This window comes from Cribrihabitans pelagius, assembly GCF_048820915.1.
In the GTDB taxonomy this organism is placed as follows: domain Bacteria; phylum Pseudomonadota; class Alphaproteobacteria; order Rhodobacterales; family Rhodobacteraceae; genus Cribrihabitans_A; species Cribrihabitans_A pelagius.
In genome coordinates this window covers 64,393-79,882 of record NZ_JBMERR010000003.1, presented here as the reverse complement: position 1 = coordinate 79,882, position 15,490 = coordinate 64,393, and the positions used below count along the sequence as shown (strand labels likewise).

The following is a 15,490-nucleotide window of genomic DNA, read 5'->3' as shown; positions in this document are numbered from 1 at the left end:
GTACATCGCACATCTTCGGGCGGTTGTCCCGCAGTATTGGGTGTAATCTTGTCATCAGACTTCTTCGTCCAGCGGAGCACGAGAACATGAACACCTCCCAGAAACTGCGGCACCGTATCGATGCCGGAACCTACGCGAGCGAGACCGCGATGCGCGGCAAGCTAATCGACCAGGCGGCCCTCAGCAGTGAGGACCGGCAGCGGATCAGCGCCAATGCAGCCGCCTTGGTGCGCGACATCCGCGGCCATTCCGCGCCCGGGCTGATGGAGGTGTTCCTGGCCGAGTACGGGCTTTCCACCGAAGAAGGCGTCGCGCTGATGTGCCTGGCCGAGGCGCTGCTCCGCGTGCCGGATGCCGACACCATCGACGCGCTGATCGAGGACAAGATCGCGCCCTCGGACTGGAGCAAGCACCTGGGCAAGTCCTCCTCGCCGCTGGTCAATGCCTCGACCTGGGCCCTGATGCTGACCGGCAAGGTGCTGGACGAGGACAAGCCCAGCCCGGTGCGCGCCCTGCGCGGTGCGGTGAAGCGTCTGGGCGAGCCGGTGATCCGCACCGCCGTGGGCCGCGCGATGAAGGAGATGGGCCGCCAGTTCGTGCTGGGCGAGACCATCGAGAGCGCCATGAAGCGGGCCGAGGGGATGGAGGCCAAGGGCTATACCTACTCCTACGACATGCTGGGCGAAGCCGCGCGGACCGAAGGCGATGCCTCGCGCTATCACCTCGCCTATTCGCGGGCGATCTCGGCAATTGCAGCCGCCTGCCACAGCGATGACATCCGCGAGAACCCCGGTATCTCGGTGAAGCTGTCGGCGCTGCATCCGCGCTACGAGCTGGCGCATGATGCCAGCGTGATGGAGACCCTGGTGCCGCGGCTGAAGGCGCTGGCGCTGCTCGCCAAGGCCGCAAAAATGGGGCTCAACGTCGATGCCGAAGAAGCCGACCGGCTGTCGCTGTCGCTGGAAGTGATCGAGGCGGTGGTGTCCGACCCGGCTCTGGCGGGCTGGGACGGCTTTGGCGTGGTCGTGCAGGCCTACGGGCCCCGCACCGGGCTGGCGATCGACGCGCTGCACGAAATGGCCGAAAAATACGACCGCCGCTTCATGGTGCGGCTGGTGAAGGGCGCCTATTGGGATACCGAGATCAAGCGCGCCCAGGTCGAAGGCGTCGATGGCTTCCCGGTCTTCACCTCCAAGGCGCTGACCGACGTGTCCTACATCGCCAATGCCCGCAAGCTCTTGGGGCTGACCGATCGGATCTACCCGCAGTTCGCCACCCACAACGCCCATACCGTCGCCGCGATCCTGCACATGGCCGATGGCAAGGACAAGGCGTCATACGAGTTCCAGCGCCTGCACGGCATGGGCGAGACGCTGCACCAGATGGTGCTGGAGCAGAACAAGACCAACTGCCGGATCTATGCGCCTGTCGGTGCGCACCGCGATCTTCTGGCCTATCTGGTGCGCCGCCTGCTGGAGAACGGCGCCAACAGCTCTTTCGTGAACCAGATCGTGGACGAGAACGTGCCGCCGGAGGTGGTGGCTGCCGACCCGTTCGACGCAGTGGAGGACCTCACCCGCCAGATCCCGACCGGGCCGGAGCTGTTCCTGCCGGAGCGGATGAACTCCAAGGGCTTCGACCTTGGCCATGCACCGACGCTGGCGCGGATCGAGGCGGCCCGCGCGCCCTGGCGCGACCATCAGTGGGAGGCAGGCCCCCTGCTGGCTGGTGAGGCGCAGCCCGAGACCTCGAAGGACGTGACCAGCCCCACCGACCTGAGCGTGGTCGGCCGGATCGCGCAGTGCAGCAGCGCTGATATCGAGCTGGCGCTGGCCTCGGCCACCCCTTGGCACGCGGCCGCGGCAGAGCGCGCAAGCGTGCTGAACAGGGCCGCCGACCTCTACGAGGAAAACTTCGGTGAGCTGTTTGCCATCCTTGCGAGGGAAGCGGGCAAGTCCATCCCCGATGCGGTGGCCGAGCTGCGCGAGGCGGTGGACTTCCTGCGCTACTACGCCGCCCGCATTCCCGACGCGGCGCCTGCGGGGATCTTTTCCTGCATCTCGCCGTGGAACTTCCCGCTGGCGATCTTCACCGGGCAGATCTCGGCCGCGCTCGCGGTGGGCAACGCAGTGCTGGCCAAGCCCGCCGACCAGACGCCGCTGATCGCGCATCGCGCGGTGCAGCTGCTGCATGAGGCCGGTGTGCCCCGGGCCGCACTGCAGCTGGTGCCGGGCCGCGGCAGCGTTGTCGGCGCTGCGATCACCTCGGACCCGCGCGTGAACGGCGTGGCCTTCACCGGCTCCACAGCGACCGCGCTGCGCATCCGCAAGGCGATGGCCGAGAACCTCCAGCCCGGATCGCCCTTGATCGCGGAAACCGGCGGGCTCAACGCGATGATCGTCGACTCCACCGCGCTGCCGGAACAGGCGGTGCAGGCGGTGATCGAAAGCGCCTTCCAGTCGGCGGGTCAGCGCTGCTCGGCGCTGCGCTGCCTGTATCTGCAGGAGGACGTGGCCGAGACCGTGCTCACCATGCTGAAGGGCGCGATGGACTGCCTGCGGCTGGACGATCCGTGGCACCTGCCCACCGACAGCGGCCCGGTGATTGACGAAGGCGCCCGCGCGGGCATCCTCGCCCATATCGACAAAGCCCGCGCCGAGGGACGGGTGCTTAAAGAGCTGCGCACGCCGCAGGGCGGCACATTCGTGGCGCCGACGCTGATCGCGGTGCCGGGCATCCAGGCGCTTGAGGAGGAGATCTTCGGCCCCGTGCTGCATGTGGCGCGGTTCCGGGCGCAGGACCTGGACAAGGTGATTTCCGACATCAACGCAACGGGTTACGGCCTGACCTTCGGGCTGCACACGCGGATCGACGACCGGGTCCAGCATGTCTGCGACCGGGTCCATGCGGGCAATATCTATGTGAACCGCAACCAGATCGGCGCCATCGTCGGCAGCCAGCCCTTCGGCGGCGAAGGCCTGTCCGGCACCGGCCCCAAAGCGGGCGGGCCGAACTACCTTGCCCGGTTCTGTGCGCCTGACCGGCAGCGAAGCCGCGCAGGCTCAGCCCCCGAAGCTGCGGGCCAGAGCGCAGCGGCGCTGCCGCCTGCCAGCGGGGTTCCGGCGCAGGCGGTCACCACCACCCTGCCCGGCCCGACCGGTGAATCGAACCGGCTGACGGTGCTGCCGCGGCTGCCGCTCCTCTGCATGGGGCCCGGGGCCGAAACCGCGGAAGCCCAGGCCGATGCGGTGATCAGCCTCGGCGGCACTGCGATCAAAGCGCATGACCTCATGGGCATCCGCCAGCTGGAGAGCGTCGACGGCATCGCGGGCGTCCTGTGGTGGGGCGACGAGGCCACCGGCCGCGAGATCGAGCAGGCGCTGGCGCGCCGCGACGGGCCGATCCTGCCGCTGATCCCCGGCCTGCCCGACCGCGCCCGCGTCATGGCCGAGCGCCACGTCTGCGTCGACACCACCGCCGCCGGCGGCAACGCGGCGCTTCTCGGCGGCATGAGCTGAACCCGATAACCCCTTGACGCTGGGCCGCAACCGGCCCAGCGTTTCCCGCATGTTTCCCTTGCGCGACCACAACCCCTCCCACCGGACGCCCTATGCCGTCTACGTCCTGATGGCGGCGAATATCCTGGCGTATTTCTATTATTCCGCCACCTATGCCTCGCCCCGGGCGCTGGCCTATTTCTATGATGCCTTTGCAGTGATCCCGGCCGAGATCAGCCAGGGCTATGGGCTTGCCACCCTGTTCACCTCGATGTTCATCCACGGCGGGCTGATGCATCTGGGCGGCAACATGCTGTTTCTGTGGATCTTCGGCGACAACCTCGAAGACGAGATGGGCCACCTGCCCTTCCTGCTGTTCTACCTTGCCTGCGGCATCGGCGCCGGGGTCATCCACGTGATCTCCGCCCCCTGGTCGCAGGTGCCGACGGTGGGGGCCTCGGGCGCGATTGCCGGGGTGATGGGGGGCTATCTGCTGATGTTCCCGAAGGCGCGTGTCGATATCCTGCTGGTGCTGATCATCTATTTCCGCATCTTCTCGATCCCTGCCTTCGTCATGCTGGCGGCCTGGCTGGGGATGCAGTTCCTCGGCGGCATCGGCGCCGATCCGGATCAGGGCGGCGTGGCCTATTGGGCCCATGCGGGCGGCTTCATCGTCGGGCTTGCACTGTGTGTGCCGCTGTGGATCAAGCGCGGCGGGCCCGCCTTCTGGAACAAGACGCACGGCCTGCCGCCGCATCCCGCAAGCCAATATTCCGCCAGCCGCATCCCCAAGCTGCCGCGCCGGAAGCGCAATCCGGGGCCTTGGGGGAAGTGAGGGACGTCAGGGAAGTGAGGGACGTCGGGGAAGTGAGGGACGTCAGGGAAGTGAGGAGAGAAACATGAAACGCCTGAAAGCCACCTGCCACTGCGGCGCCGTCGAGATCGAGGCGGAGTTTCCGCAAGGCCTTGCCTCGGCGGCCCGCTGCGATTGTTCCTTCTGCCGCCGCCGCGGGGCGGCGGCGGTGACGGCGTTGGCTCAGACACTGAAGGTGCGGAAGGGGGCGGAGAACCTCAGCCTCTACACCTGGGGCACCCATACGGCGAAGCACTATTTCTGCAGGACCTGCGGCATCTACACCCACCACCAGCGCCGGTCGAACCCGGCGGAATGCGGGGTGAACCTCGGCTGTATCGAGGGCGCCAATCCGCGGACGCACCCTGAGACCTATGGCGAGATTCCGTGGAGCGACGGGGTGAACCATCCTTCGGACCGGTAGAAAGCCAGCCACCAAGCCGCGCATTGCCGACGCGCGCGGAGGCGATGCAAACGGCAGTCTATGGCAGTTTATCCCGGCCAAGTCCGTATACCCCTTTTGAGGGAGCGCCCAGCCTCAGCCAAATTGCCGCCGCGTGGGGGCGCGCCTGCGATGCGCGGCGGCCTTCGGCCTTGTTCCGCGCCGGGAGACATGACGCCCCCTTCCAGAACGCAAAAACGCGGCCACGGGGCCGCGTTTGCAAGTCCTGGATATCCGGGGCGGCTCAGCCGCGGATTACCTTGGCGAAATTCTCGAAGATCGGCTCGTTCGAGCAGACCACGCTGCCGCTGTCGATGATGCCCGCCTCGGGGTCGATCGCCTCGGCAAACCCGCCGGCTTCTTTCACCAGGATGATGCCCGCGGCCAGGTCCCAGGCGTTCAGGCGGCGCTCCCAGAAGCCTTCGTAGCGGCCCGTCGCGACATAGGCCATGTCCAGCGCCGCCGAACCCCAGCGCCGCACGCCGGCACAGGCGGGCATCAGCCGGGCCAGGTCCTGCAGCGTCAGCGGCAGGTCGGAGCGGCCGCCGAAGGGCACGCCGGTCGCAAAAACCGACTCGATCATCCGGTGGCGGCCGGAGACACGGATGCGGCTTTCGTTCATCCAGGCGCCCGCGCCCTTCTCGGCAAAGAACATCTCGTCCTTGGCAGCGTCATAGATCACGCCGGCCACCACCTGCCCCTTGTGCTCCAGCGCGATCGACACCGCCCAATGCGGCAGGCCGTGCAGGAAGTTGGTGGTGCCGTCGAGCGGATCAACGATCCAGCGGCGGGTCGGGTCCTCGCCCGGCTCCTCACCGCCTTCTTCGGCCAGCCAGCCGTAGGTCGGGCGGGCGCCGCGCAGCTCGTCCTTCAGGATCTTCTCGGCCGCTATGTCGGCCTTGGAGACGAAATCGCCCGCGCCCTTCATCGAGACCTGAAGGTTTTCGACCTCGCGGAAGTCCTTCACCAGGGAACGGCCTGCCTTGCGGGCGGCCTTGATCATCACGTTGAGGTTTGCGCTGCCAATCATGTGTGCGTTTCCTGTGCCGGTCGGGGAAGGTGCGGGTCAAACCGTGCCTATACGCTTCAAGCCAGAGCTTGCCAAGGGGGCAATGCCTACGAGCAGGGCACCGCCTGACGGCGGGTCAATTCCGCGCTGGCGGTTGAATTCGGCAAGCGCGGGGCACAGAGTTCTGCGCAGCACAGTTTGATCAGGAAGGACGATCCCATGACCGAAGAGATGCAGCGCATCGTGTTGGCGAGCCGCCCCGAGGGCGAGGCCACAGAGGAGAACTTCCGCCTGGAGACTGCCCCCCTGCCCCAGCCGGGTGAGGGCGAAGTCCTTGTGAAGCTTCACTATATGTCTCTGGACCCGTACATGCGCGGGCGCATGAACGATGCCAAATCCTATGCCGCGCCGGTGCCGGTGGGCGGCACCATGGAAGCGGGCGGCGTGGGGGAGGTAATCGCCTCCAACAGCCCGGCGTTCGAGCCCGGCGACTTTGCGCTGGGGCAGTTCGGCTGGGCCAGCCATGCCTGCCTGCCCGCGGATCAGATCCGCAAGCTCGACCCGGACATGGCGCCGCTCACCACCGCGCTTGGCGTGCTGGGCATGCCGGGGTTTACCGCCTGGCATGGCTTGGACGCCTATGGCCGCCCCAAGGCGGGCGAGACGCTGGTGGTTGCCGCCGCGACCGGGCCGGTCGGCTCGATGGTGGGGCAGCTTGCGAAACAGGCGGGCCTGCGGGTTGTCGGCATCGCGGGCGGGGCCGAGAAATGCAAGCTGGCGGAGGAAACCTTCGGCTTTGACGCCTGCCTCGACCACCGCGCGCTGGGGTCTGCCGAGGCGCTGAGTGCGGCGCTGGCGGCGGCCTGCCCCGGCGGTATCGACATCTATTACGAAAACGTCGGCGGCAAGGTGCTGGAAGCGGTGCTCCCGCTGATGAACAACTTCGGCCGCATCCCGGTCTGCGGCATGATCGCTTGGTACAATGGCTCCGAGACCGCGCTGACCGCACCGGCGATCTGGCGCACGGTGCTGACAAAGTTCCTGTCGGTGAATGGCTTCATCATCTTCAACCACTACGACCGCTACCCGGAGTTCCTGAAGGAGGTGGCGCCCAAAGTGGCCGATGGCTCGATCAAGTACCTCGAAGACATTGCCGAAGGGCTGGAGATCGCGCCCAAGGCCTTCCTGTCGATGATGAAGGGCGGCAACACCGGCAAGCAGATCGTCAAGCTGGCCTGAGCCGGCTGATTATCGGCCCGGCCCTCGCCGGGGCCGGGCCTTTTGGATCATTGCTGTTGCAGCTTGCGGGCCTCGATCTTGGCGAGGCGGATCAGCTCCTGCATATAGGGTTTCTCCCGGTCCTCGCGGCGCACAGCGGCATAGAGGCTGCGGGTGATCCCCGCCTTGGTCAGCGGCCGGGTCACGTAGTCGGAGGAATACTTCACTTCCCGCACCACCCAGTCCGGCAGCACCGACACCCCGCGGTTGGAGGCAACCAGCAGCAGGATCACCGCGGTCAGCTCCACCTGCCGGATCGAGGCGGGCTCCACCCCGGCGGGCGTCAGGAGCTGGCTGAACACGTCAAGCCGGGATTTCTCCACAGGGTAGGTGATGAGCACCTGACCAAGGAAGTCCTCCGCCTCGACATAGGGTTTTTCGGCCAGCGGGTGATGGGAGGAAGCGACAAAGACCGGTTTGTAATCAAACAGTTCGATAAAATCGACGCCCGGGATGTCCTCGGGGTCGGAGGAGACCACAAGATCCACCTCCTCCTTCTGCAGCGCGGGCAGCGCATCGAAGGCAAGGCCCGGGCGGATGTCGACATCGACATCGCCCCAGCTCTTGCGGAAGGCCTCCAGCACCGGGAACAGCCACTCAAAGCAGGCGTGGCATTCGATCGCGATATGCATCCGCCCGGCGTGGCCGTCGCGCAGCGAGGAAAACTCGGCCTGCGCCGCCTCCACCTGCGGCAGCACCTGCTCGGCCAGCCGCAACAGCCGCAGCCCCGCGGGCGAAAGTTTCATCGGCTTGGACCGGCGCAGAAACAGCTCCACTCCCGCCTGCTCCTCCAGCCCCTTCACCTGGTGGCTGAGCGCGCTTTGGGTGATGTTCAGCTGATCCGCAGCCCGGGCCAGCCCGCCGGCCTCGTGGATGGCCTTGATGGTGCGGAGATGGCGGAATTCGATATGCATCCTATGATGTCGCTCATGTTGTTCTTGAGAATTATGAAATTGTCTCACAGTGCCGCACATGCGACAAGAGACGAAATCAACACAGCGAGAGACCTGAAATGACGACGCCAGAGATTTCCTTCGAATTCTTCCCGCCGCAGAGTCTCGAAGCCTCCTTCCGGCTTTGGGACACCGTTCAGGTGCTCGCTCCGATGGACCCTCGCTTTGTCTCGGTGACCTATGGCGCAGGCGGCACCACCCGCACGCTCACTCGTGATGCGGTGGCGACGCTGCATAATTCCTCCGGCCTGAACGTGGCCGCGCATCTGACCTGCGTCAACGCCTCCAAGGCGGAAACGCTGGAGATCGCCGACCAGTTTGCCGAAGCCGGCGTGCGCGAGATTGTTGCATTGCGCGGCGATCCGCCCAAGGGCGAGGGCACGTTCACCCCGCACCCTGAAGGCTTTGCCGACTCGGTGGCGCTGATCGAGGGGCTGGCGGCGCGCGGCGGTTTCACCATCCGCGTCGGCGCCTACCCGGACCGCCACCCGGAGGCTGCCGACCAGTCCGCCGATGTCGAATGGCTGAAGCGCAAGCTGGATGCCGGCGCGGACGAGGCGCTGACCCAGTTTTTCTTCGAGGCGGAGACCTTCTTCCGCTTCCGGGATGCCTGCGAGAAAGCGGGGATCGACGGCAGCAAGCTGACACCCGGCATCCTGCCGATCGAAAACTGGAAGGGCGCGCGCAACTTTGCCCGCCGCTGCGGCACCATCATTCCGCAATGGGTGGAGGATGCCTTCGACAAGGCGGTGCGCGACGGCCGCGAAGACCTGCTGGCGACCGCGATCTGCACCGAGCTGTGCTCGGACCTGCTCGAAGGCGGCGTGGAGAAGCTGCATTTCTACACGCTGAACCGGCCGGAGCTGACCCGCGATGTCTGCTTTGCGCTGGGGATCACGCCGAAGGTGGCGCTGGAAAACGTAGCGTAAAGCTTGCAGGCCTGGCTGCGCGCTTTCTAAGTGGGGCAAAGCTCCCCGCCTGGAAAGACGCGCACCATGTTTTATGCCCAACAGCCCTCCGACCTCCTGACGATGCAGCAGATCACCGGGCTTTCGGGACTCGAGTTCATGCAAGGCATCCTGGAGGGCGGCCTGCCCGGCCCGCCGATTGCCGAGACGCTGGGCTATCGCTTGGCCGAGGTCGAAGAGGGCCGCGTGGTGTTCCGCGGCACGCCGGAGTTTGCCGTCACCAACCCGATGGGCACGGTGCACGGCGGCTGGTACGGCACGCTTCTGGACAGCGCCATGGCCTGCGCGGTCATGACCCGGGTGCCCAGGGGCTCGGCCTATACGACGCTGGAATACAAAATCAACATCCTGCGGCCGATCCCGCTGGGAGTGACGGTGGATTGCACCGGCCTCACCGATCACGTGGGCCGCTCCACCGGGGTGGCGCATGGCGAGGTCCGCGGGGTGGAGGATGGCAGGCTCTACGCCACCGGCTCGACCACCTGTATCGTGATGAAAACTGCCTAAGCCCGGCGCAGGGCGATGGCACGCGGGCTTGCCGGCCTGGCGAATCCGATTATCTTCCTGCCAGTAACCCGACGTGCTGCAAAAAAGGCCGGTCATGCCACCAAGCTCCCTCGCGAGGGCCGCCACTGCCCGCATTCAAGTCCTGGCCCCCGCTGCAGACCTGGATTTCCTGGATACCCAATCCATTGTGCTGCCGGTCCCGCTCACCCCGCTGGAGGCCTGGAACCTGATGCACGCGCGGCCGCTGCCCGGCATGAAACTGGCGTTTCGGCTGCGCGATGCAGTGTCCGCCTGCTTTGGTGCCAGACGCATTGGCGGCATTAGCAATAAAGCGCATGCAAATGTTCATCCCGGCGACAAGCTGGATTTTTTCCTGGTGGAGGCTATTTCGCCGGAAGTTCTGACCCTCACCGTGCGGGACAAGCATTTGGACGTGATGACCTGTATCACCTGCAGCAGCGGCGTCCTGTCCGTCACCTCTTCCGTCAAGACACACAACCTGTTCGGCCGGGCCTACATGATACCGGTACGTCCTGCTCACAAGCTGATCGTGGCCCTGACGCTGAAACGGCTGCGGCAGGCACTGGAGCGGCACCGCGGCCTTGGCTGATCCAGCCCCCGGCGGGCCGCTCCTGACGCTGTCCCGGTCCTGCCCCGTCCGGCGGCCTGGAAATGGACCGCCGGCCCGGTATCGGACTGCGGCTCATCAGTCGCAGCTTTCCCAGCCAATCAGGTCTTCAGGTCTTCAGGTCTTGGAAAACATCGCCAGCCAGCCGCCGCCGCTGGTGCCAGCTGCGGTTTCGGCCTTCTTGCCGGCGTCGACGCTGCTGTGCAGCCGCTCGCTGGCATCCAGCCCGACCCGGCGGCGGCTGCGCAAAAGGAAGATCTTGCCCCAGCCGCGCCAGGTGCCGACCGAAGGAGCATTCGGGTCAACGGAGAAACGCATCCGCCAGTCCCTGGGCAGCGGCAGGCCGCGGTCCTCGGCCCGCTCCAGCATCCAGACAAGCGGGATGTTGGCCAGCGGCCGGGCGGCTTCAAACCCGCCGAGCTGGCCGCCGACATCGCCATGGGCGCCGCGGAACCAGACCTGCTCGATATGGCCGCCCCAGCCCTCGGGGCTGTCCCAAAGCACCGGTTTGAAAACCTCCCGCGTCTCCTCCAGCGCCAGCGCGTGGTAGCCGCTGCGAATGTGCGGGCCCAACTGGTGGTTGTGAAAGTTGTGCCGGTTTTCCGCCCATCGCCACAACAGCGGCAGCCGCAGGCCGAGCGCCTTCACGGTATCCCAGACGCCCAGCATCTCGATCTCCACCGCCTCGTGGCAATAGGCCCGTGAAAACGCCGCGCCGGTCTTGGAGCGCCCGTTCAGCCGGTAATGCCGGTAGGCGGTGCGGATGTTGCGCACGGTGGCGTGTTCAGGTTTGAGCAGGCCGATACGGTCGATCACCCCGGCCAGCGAGCGCACCGCATAAGCGCCGCGGGAGTAGCCGAAGAGGTAGATCCGGTCGCCGGGACGATAGCGGGAGGCGAGGTAGCCATAAGCGCGGCGGATCTGCCGGTTGATGCCGCGGCCCATCATTACATCGGGCGCGCTGCCCCAGCCCTTCCACTGCACCCCGGACTCGTAAAAGACCGAGACCTGTCCGCTCATCTCGCGGCACAGGTGGTAAGTCTGGCCCGCGTTGGTCTCGCGGCCGTTTTCCAGCGTCGACATGGTGCCGTCGAGGATGATGACATGGGCCTGCGGCCCGCGCAGCTTGGTTTCGCCGGAATGCTCCGAGCGCAGGGGCCGGCCGAGCCACCCCAGTACCCGTTTACTCAGCTGCGTTAGAAACATCCCTCAACACTTCCCACATTCTGTGCGGTGTGAACGGCATGTCCACCTGCCGCACCCCGCGGTCCCAGACCGCGTCCTGCACCGCATTCGCCAGCGCCGCAAGCGCGCCAACGGTGCCCGCCTCGCCGCAGCCCTTCATACCCATCGGATTCTGGGTCGAGGGCACCGGCTCGGAGGTGAATCCGATCATCGGCACACCGCTTGCCCGCGGCAAGGCATAGTCCATGAACGATGCCGTGAGCAGCTGCCCGTCCCCGTCGTAGACAACCCGCTCCAGCATGGCCTGTCCCAGCCCCTGCGCCACCCCCCCGTGCACCTGGCCTTCGGCCAGCATCGGGTTGATCAGATTACCAAAATCATCCACTACAGTATAGCGCTCCACGGCCGATTGCCCAGTTTGCGGATCGATCGAAACCTCGGCGACATGGGCGCCGTTCGGAAACGAGCGCCCCGGCAGCCGGGCCCGCGCCGCGTGACGCTGCAGATCGGTGCGGCCTTGCGCGCGGGCCATCTCCGCCGCCTCCAGCAGCGACGGCGTGAGATTGGAGCCCGGCGCCCGGAAGGTTTCGCCGTCAAAGCGGACATCGGCTTCGTCCACGCCCATCTGTTCCGCCAGAAAAGGGGTGAAGGCGGTTATCATCGTCTCCACTGCGGCGAGCGTGGCGTTGGCCTGCGTAGTGACTGAGCGCGACCCGCCGGTGCCGCCGCCCTGGGCGATGCGGTCACTGTCGCCCTGCACGACCTGGATGTTCTCCGCCGGGATGCCGGACTGATCGGCAAGGAAGCTGGCATAGACGGTTTCATGCCCCTGCCCGTTGCTTTGCGTTCCGACATAGATGTTCACACGGCCGTCCTCCAGAAACTCGACTTCCGCAGCTTCCGAAGGATCGCCCAAAATGCTTTCGATATAGTAACAGAGGCCGATCCCCCGCAGCTTGCCGTCTTTACCATCCGCCGCCCGGCGGGCGGCAAAGCCTGCAAGATCCGCCTTTTGGGCGGCCCGGGACAATATGCGGCTGAAGTCGCCCACGTCGTATGTCTCTCCGGTGACTGTCTGATAGGGAAACGCCCGGGGCGCGATAAAGTTGCGCCGCCTCAGATCCCAAGGGTCCACGCCCAGTTCACGCGCGGCGCGGTCCATCACCCGCTCCAGCACGTAAATTGCCTCGGGCCGGCCAGCACCGCGGTAGGCGTCCACCTGCACGGTGTTGGTGTAGTAGCCCTCGACCTGCAGCCAGGCGGTCTGGATGTCGTAGGCGCCCGCCAGCACCCGGCTGAACAGCTGGGTCTGGATCGGCTGGCCGAAGGGGGCGTTATACGCGCCGAGGTTGCAGCGGGTGCGCACCCGGTAGGCGGTGATTTTCAGGTCGGCGTCAAAGGCCAGCTCCGCCAGCGAGGCGAGGTCACGGCCGCCGTTGTCGCTCAGCATCGACTCGCTGCGATCGGCGACCCAGAACACCGGGCGGTTCAGCGTGCGCGCAGCGTGGGCGACCACGAAATACTCCGGATAGGGCGAGGCCTTCATGCCAAACCCGCCTCCGACATCCGGGGTGGTGACGCGCACCGCGTCCTCCGCAAGGCCCAGCCGCTCAGCCAGTTGCGACTTCATCCCCCAGACGCCTTGGCCGCCGAAGGCAAAATGCAGCCGCCCGTTCTGCCATTCGGCAAAACAGCCGCGCGGCTCCATCGCGCTCACGATGATGCGGTTGTCTTCCACATCCAGCGACACGGTATGGGCCGCATCGGCAAAGGCGGCCTCAGTCGCGGCCTCGTCTCCCATGCCCCAGTCAAAGGCGCGGTTGTCGGGCGCGGCCTCGTGCAGGGGCGAACCGCCGGGCGCGAGGTCCAGCTTCACCGGCAGATCCTCGATCTCCAGTTCAATCAGCTCACCCGCGTCACGGGCCTGATCCAGCGTATCGGCGATCACCACCGCCACCGGCTCCCCGACATAGCGGACCCGGCCGCGCGCCAGCACCGGGCGTTCGGGGGCTGCGCCCCCGCTGCCGTCGCGGTTCCTGACCGTGGTGGCATCCATCGAGACGCCAACCCCGGCCTCTTCCAGATCTGCCAGAGTGATCACCGCCCGCACGCCTTCTGCCGCGCGGGCCTCTTCAACGTGCAGCGCCGTGATCTCGCCATGTGCCACCGGGCTGCGCAGCACGTATGCGCGCAGCGCGCCCGCCGGGGCCGCATCCTCGATGTAACGCCCCTGCCCGGTCAGGAAACGGACGTCCTCGACCCGTTTTGCGGGCTGGCTCTTGCCGAATTTTTCCATGCGTGCCCCTTTCCTCTGCGGGCCCGATGCCCGGGGGCGAGACTAGGCTCAGATCCGGGATTGTCCAGTGAGCTCGATCACCGTCGCCACGTCGCTGAGGCCATAGCCGTTGAATTGAGTGCTCATGGCCGAGGAATAGGCCCCAAGGCCGGGAAACAGCACATAATCACCCGCCGCCGTGTCTTCGGGCAGCGGCAGCCCGTCGGGCAGCCGGTCGAGGCTGTCGCAAGTTGGCCCGAACACCACCCGCGGCTTGCGCGCGCCGGTGCGGCGGCGGCCGCAGGCGCCCACCACCTCGACCCGGCCGGGCAGGCCCATGTCGCGGATGTCGACCAGGCCGCCATAGATGCCGTCATTCAGGAACACCACGCCGCCGCCCTGGCGCATGCCCTTGATGCGGGCGGCCAGGGTGAAGCTCTCCGACACCATCGCCCGGCCCGGCTCGCAGATCAGCTGCGGGCCTTCAGGGCCAAACGCCTGCTCCGCGGCCCGGACGATGGCGGCAAAGACGCGCTCCAGATCCGGCGCCTCGCCATCGCGGTTGGCGGCAAATCCGCCGCCCACATTGAGCCGCGCGATACGCACTCCCGCGGCGTCCACGATGCGGCGGGCGGCGTGGATATACTCAACCCAGGCGGCCTCATCCTCGCATTGGGTGCCGGGGTGGAAACAGAGCGCGGGCGTCCAGCCGCCTGCGGCCACCTGCTTCAGGAGCGCCACCGCCTCCTCCGGCGCGGCGCCGAACTTGCTGCCGAAATCATAGGCCGCGCCTTTGACCGGCAGCGCAAAGCGCACAGCGATCTCGCAGCTGCGCGGCACGGCAGACAGCTTCTCCAGCTCGCCCGCCTCATCCACCGACCAGCTGGCGGCGCCGTGGTCTATGCCCGCCGCGATTTCCGCGCCCGAGCGCATCGGGTTATTGTAGTGCATCACCGCATCGGGACTGGCCGCGCGCACCGCTGCCATCTCGGCCGGCGAGGCGACATCGAAGGCAGTGATCCCCGCCGCCACCAGATTGGACAGCACCGCCGGATGCGGGTTCGCCTTCACCGCATAGGTTACCAGCCCCGGAAAGCCGGCCTGGAACCGCGCTGCCACCTCATGCAGCACCCGCGGCGCAAAATAGAGGATCGGATGATCCGGCGTGCTGCGGGCCAGGTGGGTTTCAGGGGAAAGCCAGAGCGGCGGAATCTGCTGCATGGGGAGGAACCTCGTTCGTTTTCCCTATTTTCCGCCGCGGAGGCGTCGATTATGCTCGTCACTTTGCCTATAGTGACGACAATTGACGGCAGATCGCAGGCACTCCATGCAAAGTGACGACATAGACCAGCGCCTTGTGGCGCTTTTGCGCGAGAACGCCCGCCGCCCGGTGGCCGAGCTTGCCCGGCGCCTGGGGCTGGCACGCACAACGGTGCAGGCCCGGATCGAACGGCTGGAGGCGACCGGGAGGATCTCCGGCTACACACTGAAAACCTCCGCCGCGGCGCGGCCGCCCCTGGAGGCCACGGTGCTGATGTCGATCGAGCCGCGCTCCGGCCCGGCGGTGCTGGCGCGGCTTAAGGGGCTGAGCGGGGTCGAGGTGGTGCACACGACCTCCGGGCGTTTCGATCTGCTCGCCCAGGTCGTGGCGCAGAGCACAGCGGAGCTGGACGACACCATCGACCGCATCGCCGAGGCGCGTGGCGTGCGCTCCTCCGAAAGCCTGATCCACCTCGCCACCAAACTGGACCGCACAGGCCAGTAGCGGGGCAGTAACGGGGCAGCAACCGGACAATGGCCGGGCAGTGAGAGTGCCGCGCCGCCGCACAGCAGACGCGGCGGGCCGAACGCGGTTCAGGACGGCCGCCCGGAGGCGCAGCGACGCCCGCAGGAGG

Annotated in this window: 13 protein-coding genes; 8 read left to right on the top strand and 5 right to left on the bottom strand. The window is 66.8% G+C overall.

Features of this window, described 5'->3' with window-relative positions; translation table 11 throughout:
- Window positions 1-86: 86 nt before the first annotated feature.
- From putA to ACOHX0_RS03615, 3 genes are all read left to right on the top strand, one after another.
- On the top strand, window positions 87-3,518 hold the full coding sequence (gene putA, locus ACOHX0_RS03625) for a bifunctional proline dehydrogenase/L-glutamate gamma-semialdehyde dehydrogenase PutA (protein WP_420675301.1): 3,432 nt from the start codon (window positions 87-89) through the stop codon (window positions 3,516-3,518).
- Between the two features lie 49 nt (window positions 3,519-3,567).
- Window positions 3,568-4,332 (top strand): rhomboid family intramembrane serine protease, encoded by a 765-nt coding sequence (locus ACOHX0_RS03620; protein ID WP_420675300.1) that lies wholly within the window; start codon window positions 3,568-3,570, stop codon window positions 4,330-4,332.
- Between the two features lie 64 nt (window positions 4,333-4,396).
- Complete coding sequence (locus tag ACOHX0_RS03615; RefSeq protein ID WP_420675299.1) at window positions 4,397-4,774, top strand: GFA family protein; 378 nt, start codon at window positions 4,397-4,399, stop codon at window positions 4,772-4,774.
- A gap of 262 nt (window positions 4,775-5,036) precedes the next feature.
- On the opposite strand, the gene ACOHX0_RS03610 is transcribed toward ACOHX0_RS03615, so the two are convergent.
- Complete coding sequence (locus tag ACOHX0_RS03610; RefSeq protein WP_420675298.1) at window positions 5,037-5,822, bottom strand: inositol monophosphatase family protein; 786 nt, start codon at window positions 5,820-5,822, stop codon at window positions 5,037-5,039.
- Window positions 5,823-6,020: 198 nt separating this feature from the next.
- Here ACOHX0_RS03610 and ACOHX0_RS03605 point away from each other — a divergent pair, with 198 nt between their 5' ends.
- Entirely contained in the window at window positions 6,021-7,040 is a 1,020-nt protein-coding gene (locus ACOHX0_RS03605) for an NADP-dependent oxidoreductase (RefSeq protein ID WP_420675297.1), read from the top strand.
- Window positions 7,041-7,087: 47 nt separating this feature from the next.
- Here the strand turns inward: ACOHX0_RS03605 and ACOHX0_RS03600 are convergent, their stop codons facing one another.
- Window positions 7,088-7,993 (bottom strand): LysR family transcriptional regulator, encoded by a 906-nt coding sequence (locus ACOHX0_RS03600; protein WP_420675296.1) that lies wholly within the window; start codon window positions 7,991-7,993, stop codon window positions 7,088-7,090.
- Between the two features lie 98 nt (window positions 7,994-8,091).
- On the opposite strand from ACOHX0_RS03600, the gene ACOHX0_RS03595 reads away from it, so the two are divergent.
- From ACOHX0_RS03595 to ACOHX0_RS03585, 3 genes are all read left to right on the top strand, one after another.
- Window positions 8,092-8,961 (top strand): methylenetetrahydrofolate reductase, encoded by an 870-nt coding sequence (locus ACOHX0_RS03595; protein WP_420675294.1) that lies wholly within the window; start codon window positions 8,092-8,094, stop codon window positions 8,959-8,961.
- A 66-nt stretch (window positions 8,962-9,027) separates the two neighbouring features.
- A complete protein-coding gene (locus ACOHX0_RS03590) occupies window positions 9,028-9,507 on the top strand; it encodes a PaaI family thioesterase (RefSeq protein ID WP_420675293.1) in 480 nt (159 codons plus the stop codon).
- Window positions 9,508-9,580: 73 nt separating this feature from the next.
- On the top strand, window positions 9,581-10,117 hold the full coding sequence (locus ACOHX0_RS03585; protein WP_420675292.1) for a DUF2867 domain-containing protein: 537 nt from the start codon (window positions 9,581-9,583) through the stop codon (window positions 10,115-10,117).
- Window positions 10,118-10,252: 135 nt separating this feature from the next.
- Here the strand turns inward: ACOHX0_RS03585 and ACOHX0_RS03580 are convergent, their stop codons facing one another.
- The 3 genes from ACOHX0_RS03580 to ACOHX0_RS03570 are packed head-to-tail and all read right to left on the bottom strand — an operon-like array spanning window position 10,253 to window position 14,816.
- The gene (locus ACOHX0_RS03580) at window positions 10,253-11,341 is read right to left on the bottom strand and encodes a DUF2235 domain-containing protein (protein WP_420675291.1); all 1,089 of its coding nucleotides are present in this window, start codon (window positions 11,339-11,341) and stop codon (window positions 10,253-10,255) included.
- Window positions 11,319-13,616, bottom strand: coding sequence for a xanthine dehydrogenase family protein molybdopterin-binding subunit (locus ACOHX0_RS03575; protein WP_420675290.1), 2,298 nt, complete (start codon window positions 13,614-13,616; stop codon window positions 11,319-11,321). Before ACOHX0_RS03575 ends, ACOHX0_RS03580 begins: the two co-directional genes overlap by 23 nt.
- A gap of 48 nt (window positions 13,617-13,664) precedes the next feature.
- A complete protein-coding gene (locus tag ACOHX0_RS03570; RefSeq protein ID WP_420675289.1) occupies window positions 13,665-14,816 on the bottom strand; it encodes a type III PLP-dependent enzyme in 1,152 nt (383 codons plus the stop codon).
- 106 nt (window positions 14,817-14,922) lie between these two features.
- Between ACOHX0_RS03570 and ACOHX0_RS03565 the strand changes: the two genes are divergently transcribed.
- Complete coding sequence (locus tag ACOHX0_RS03565) at window positions 14,923-15,360, top strand: Lrp/AsnC family transcriptional regulator (protein ID WP_420675288.1); 438 nt, start codon at window positions 14,923-14,925, stop codon at window positions 15,358-15,360.
- The last annotated feature ends 130 nt before the right edge of the window (window positions 15,361-15,490 follow it).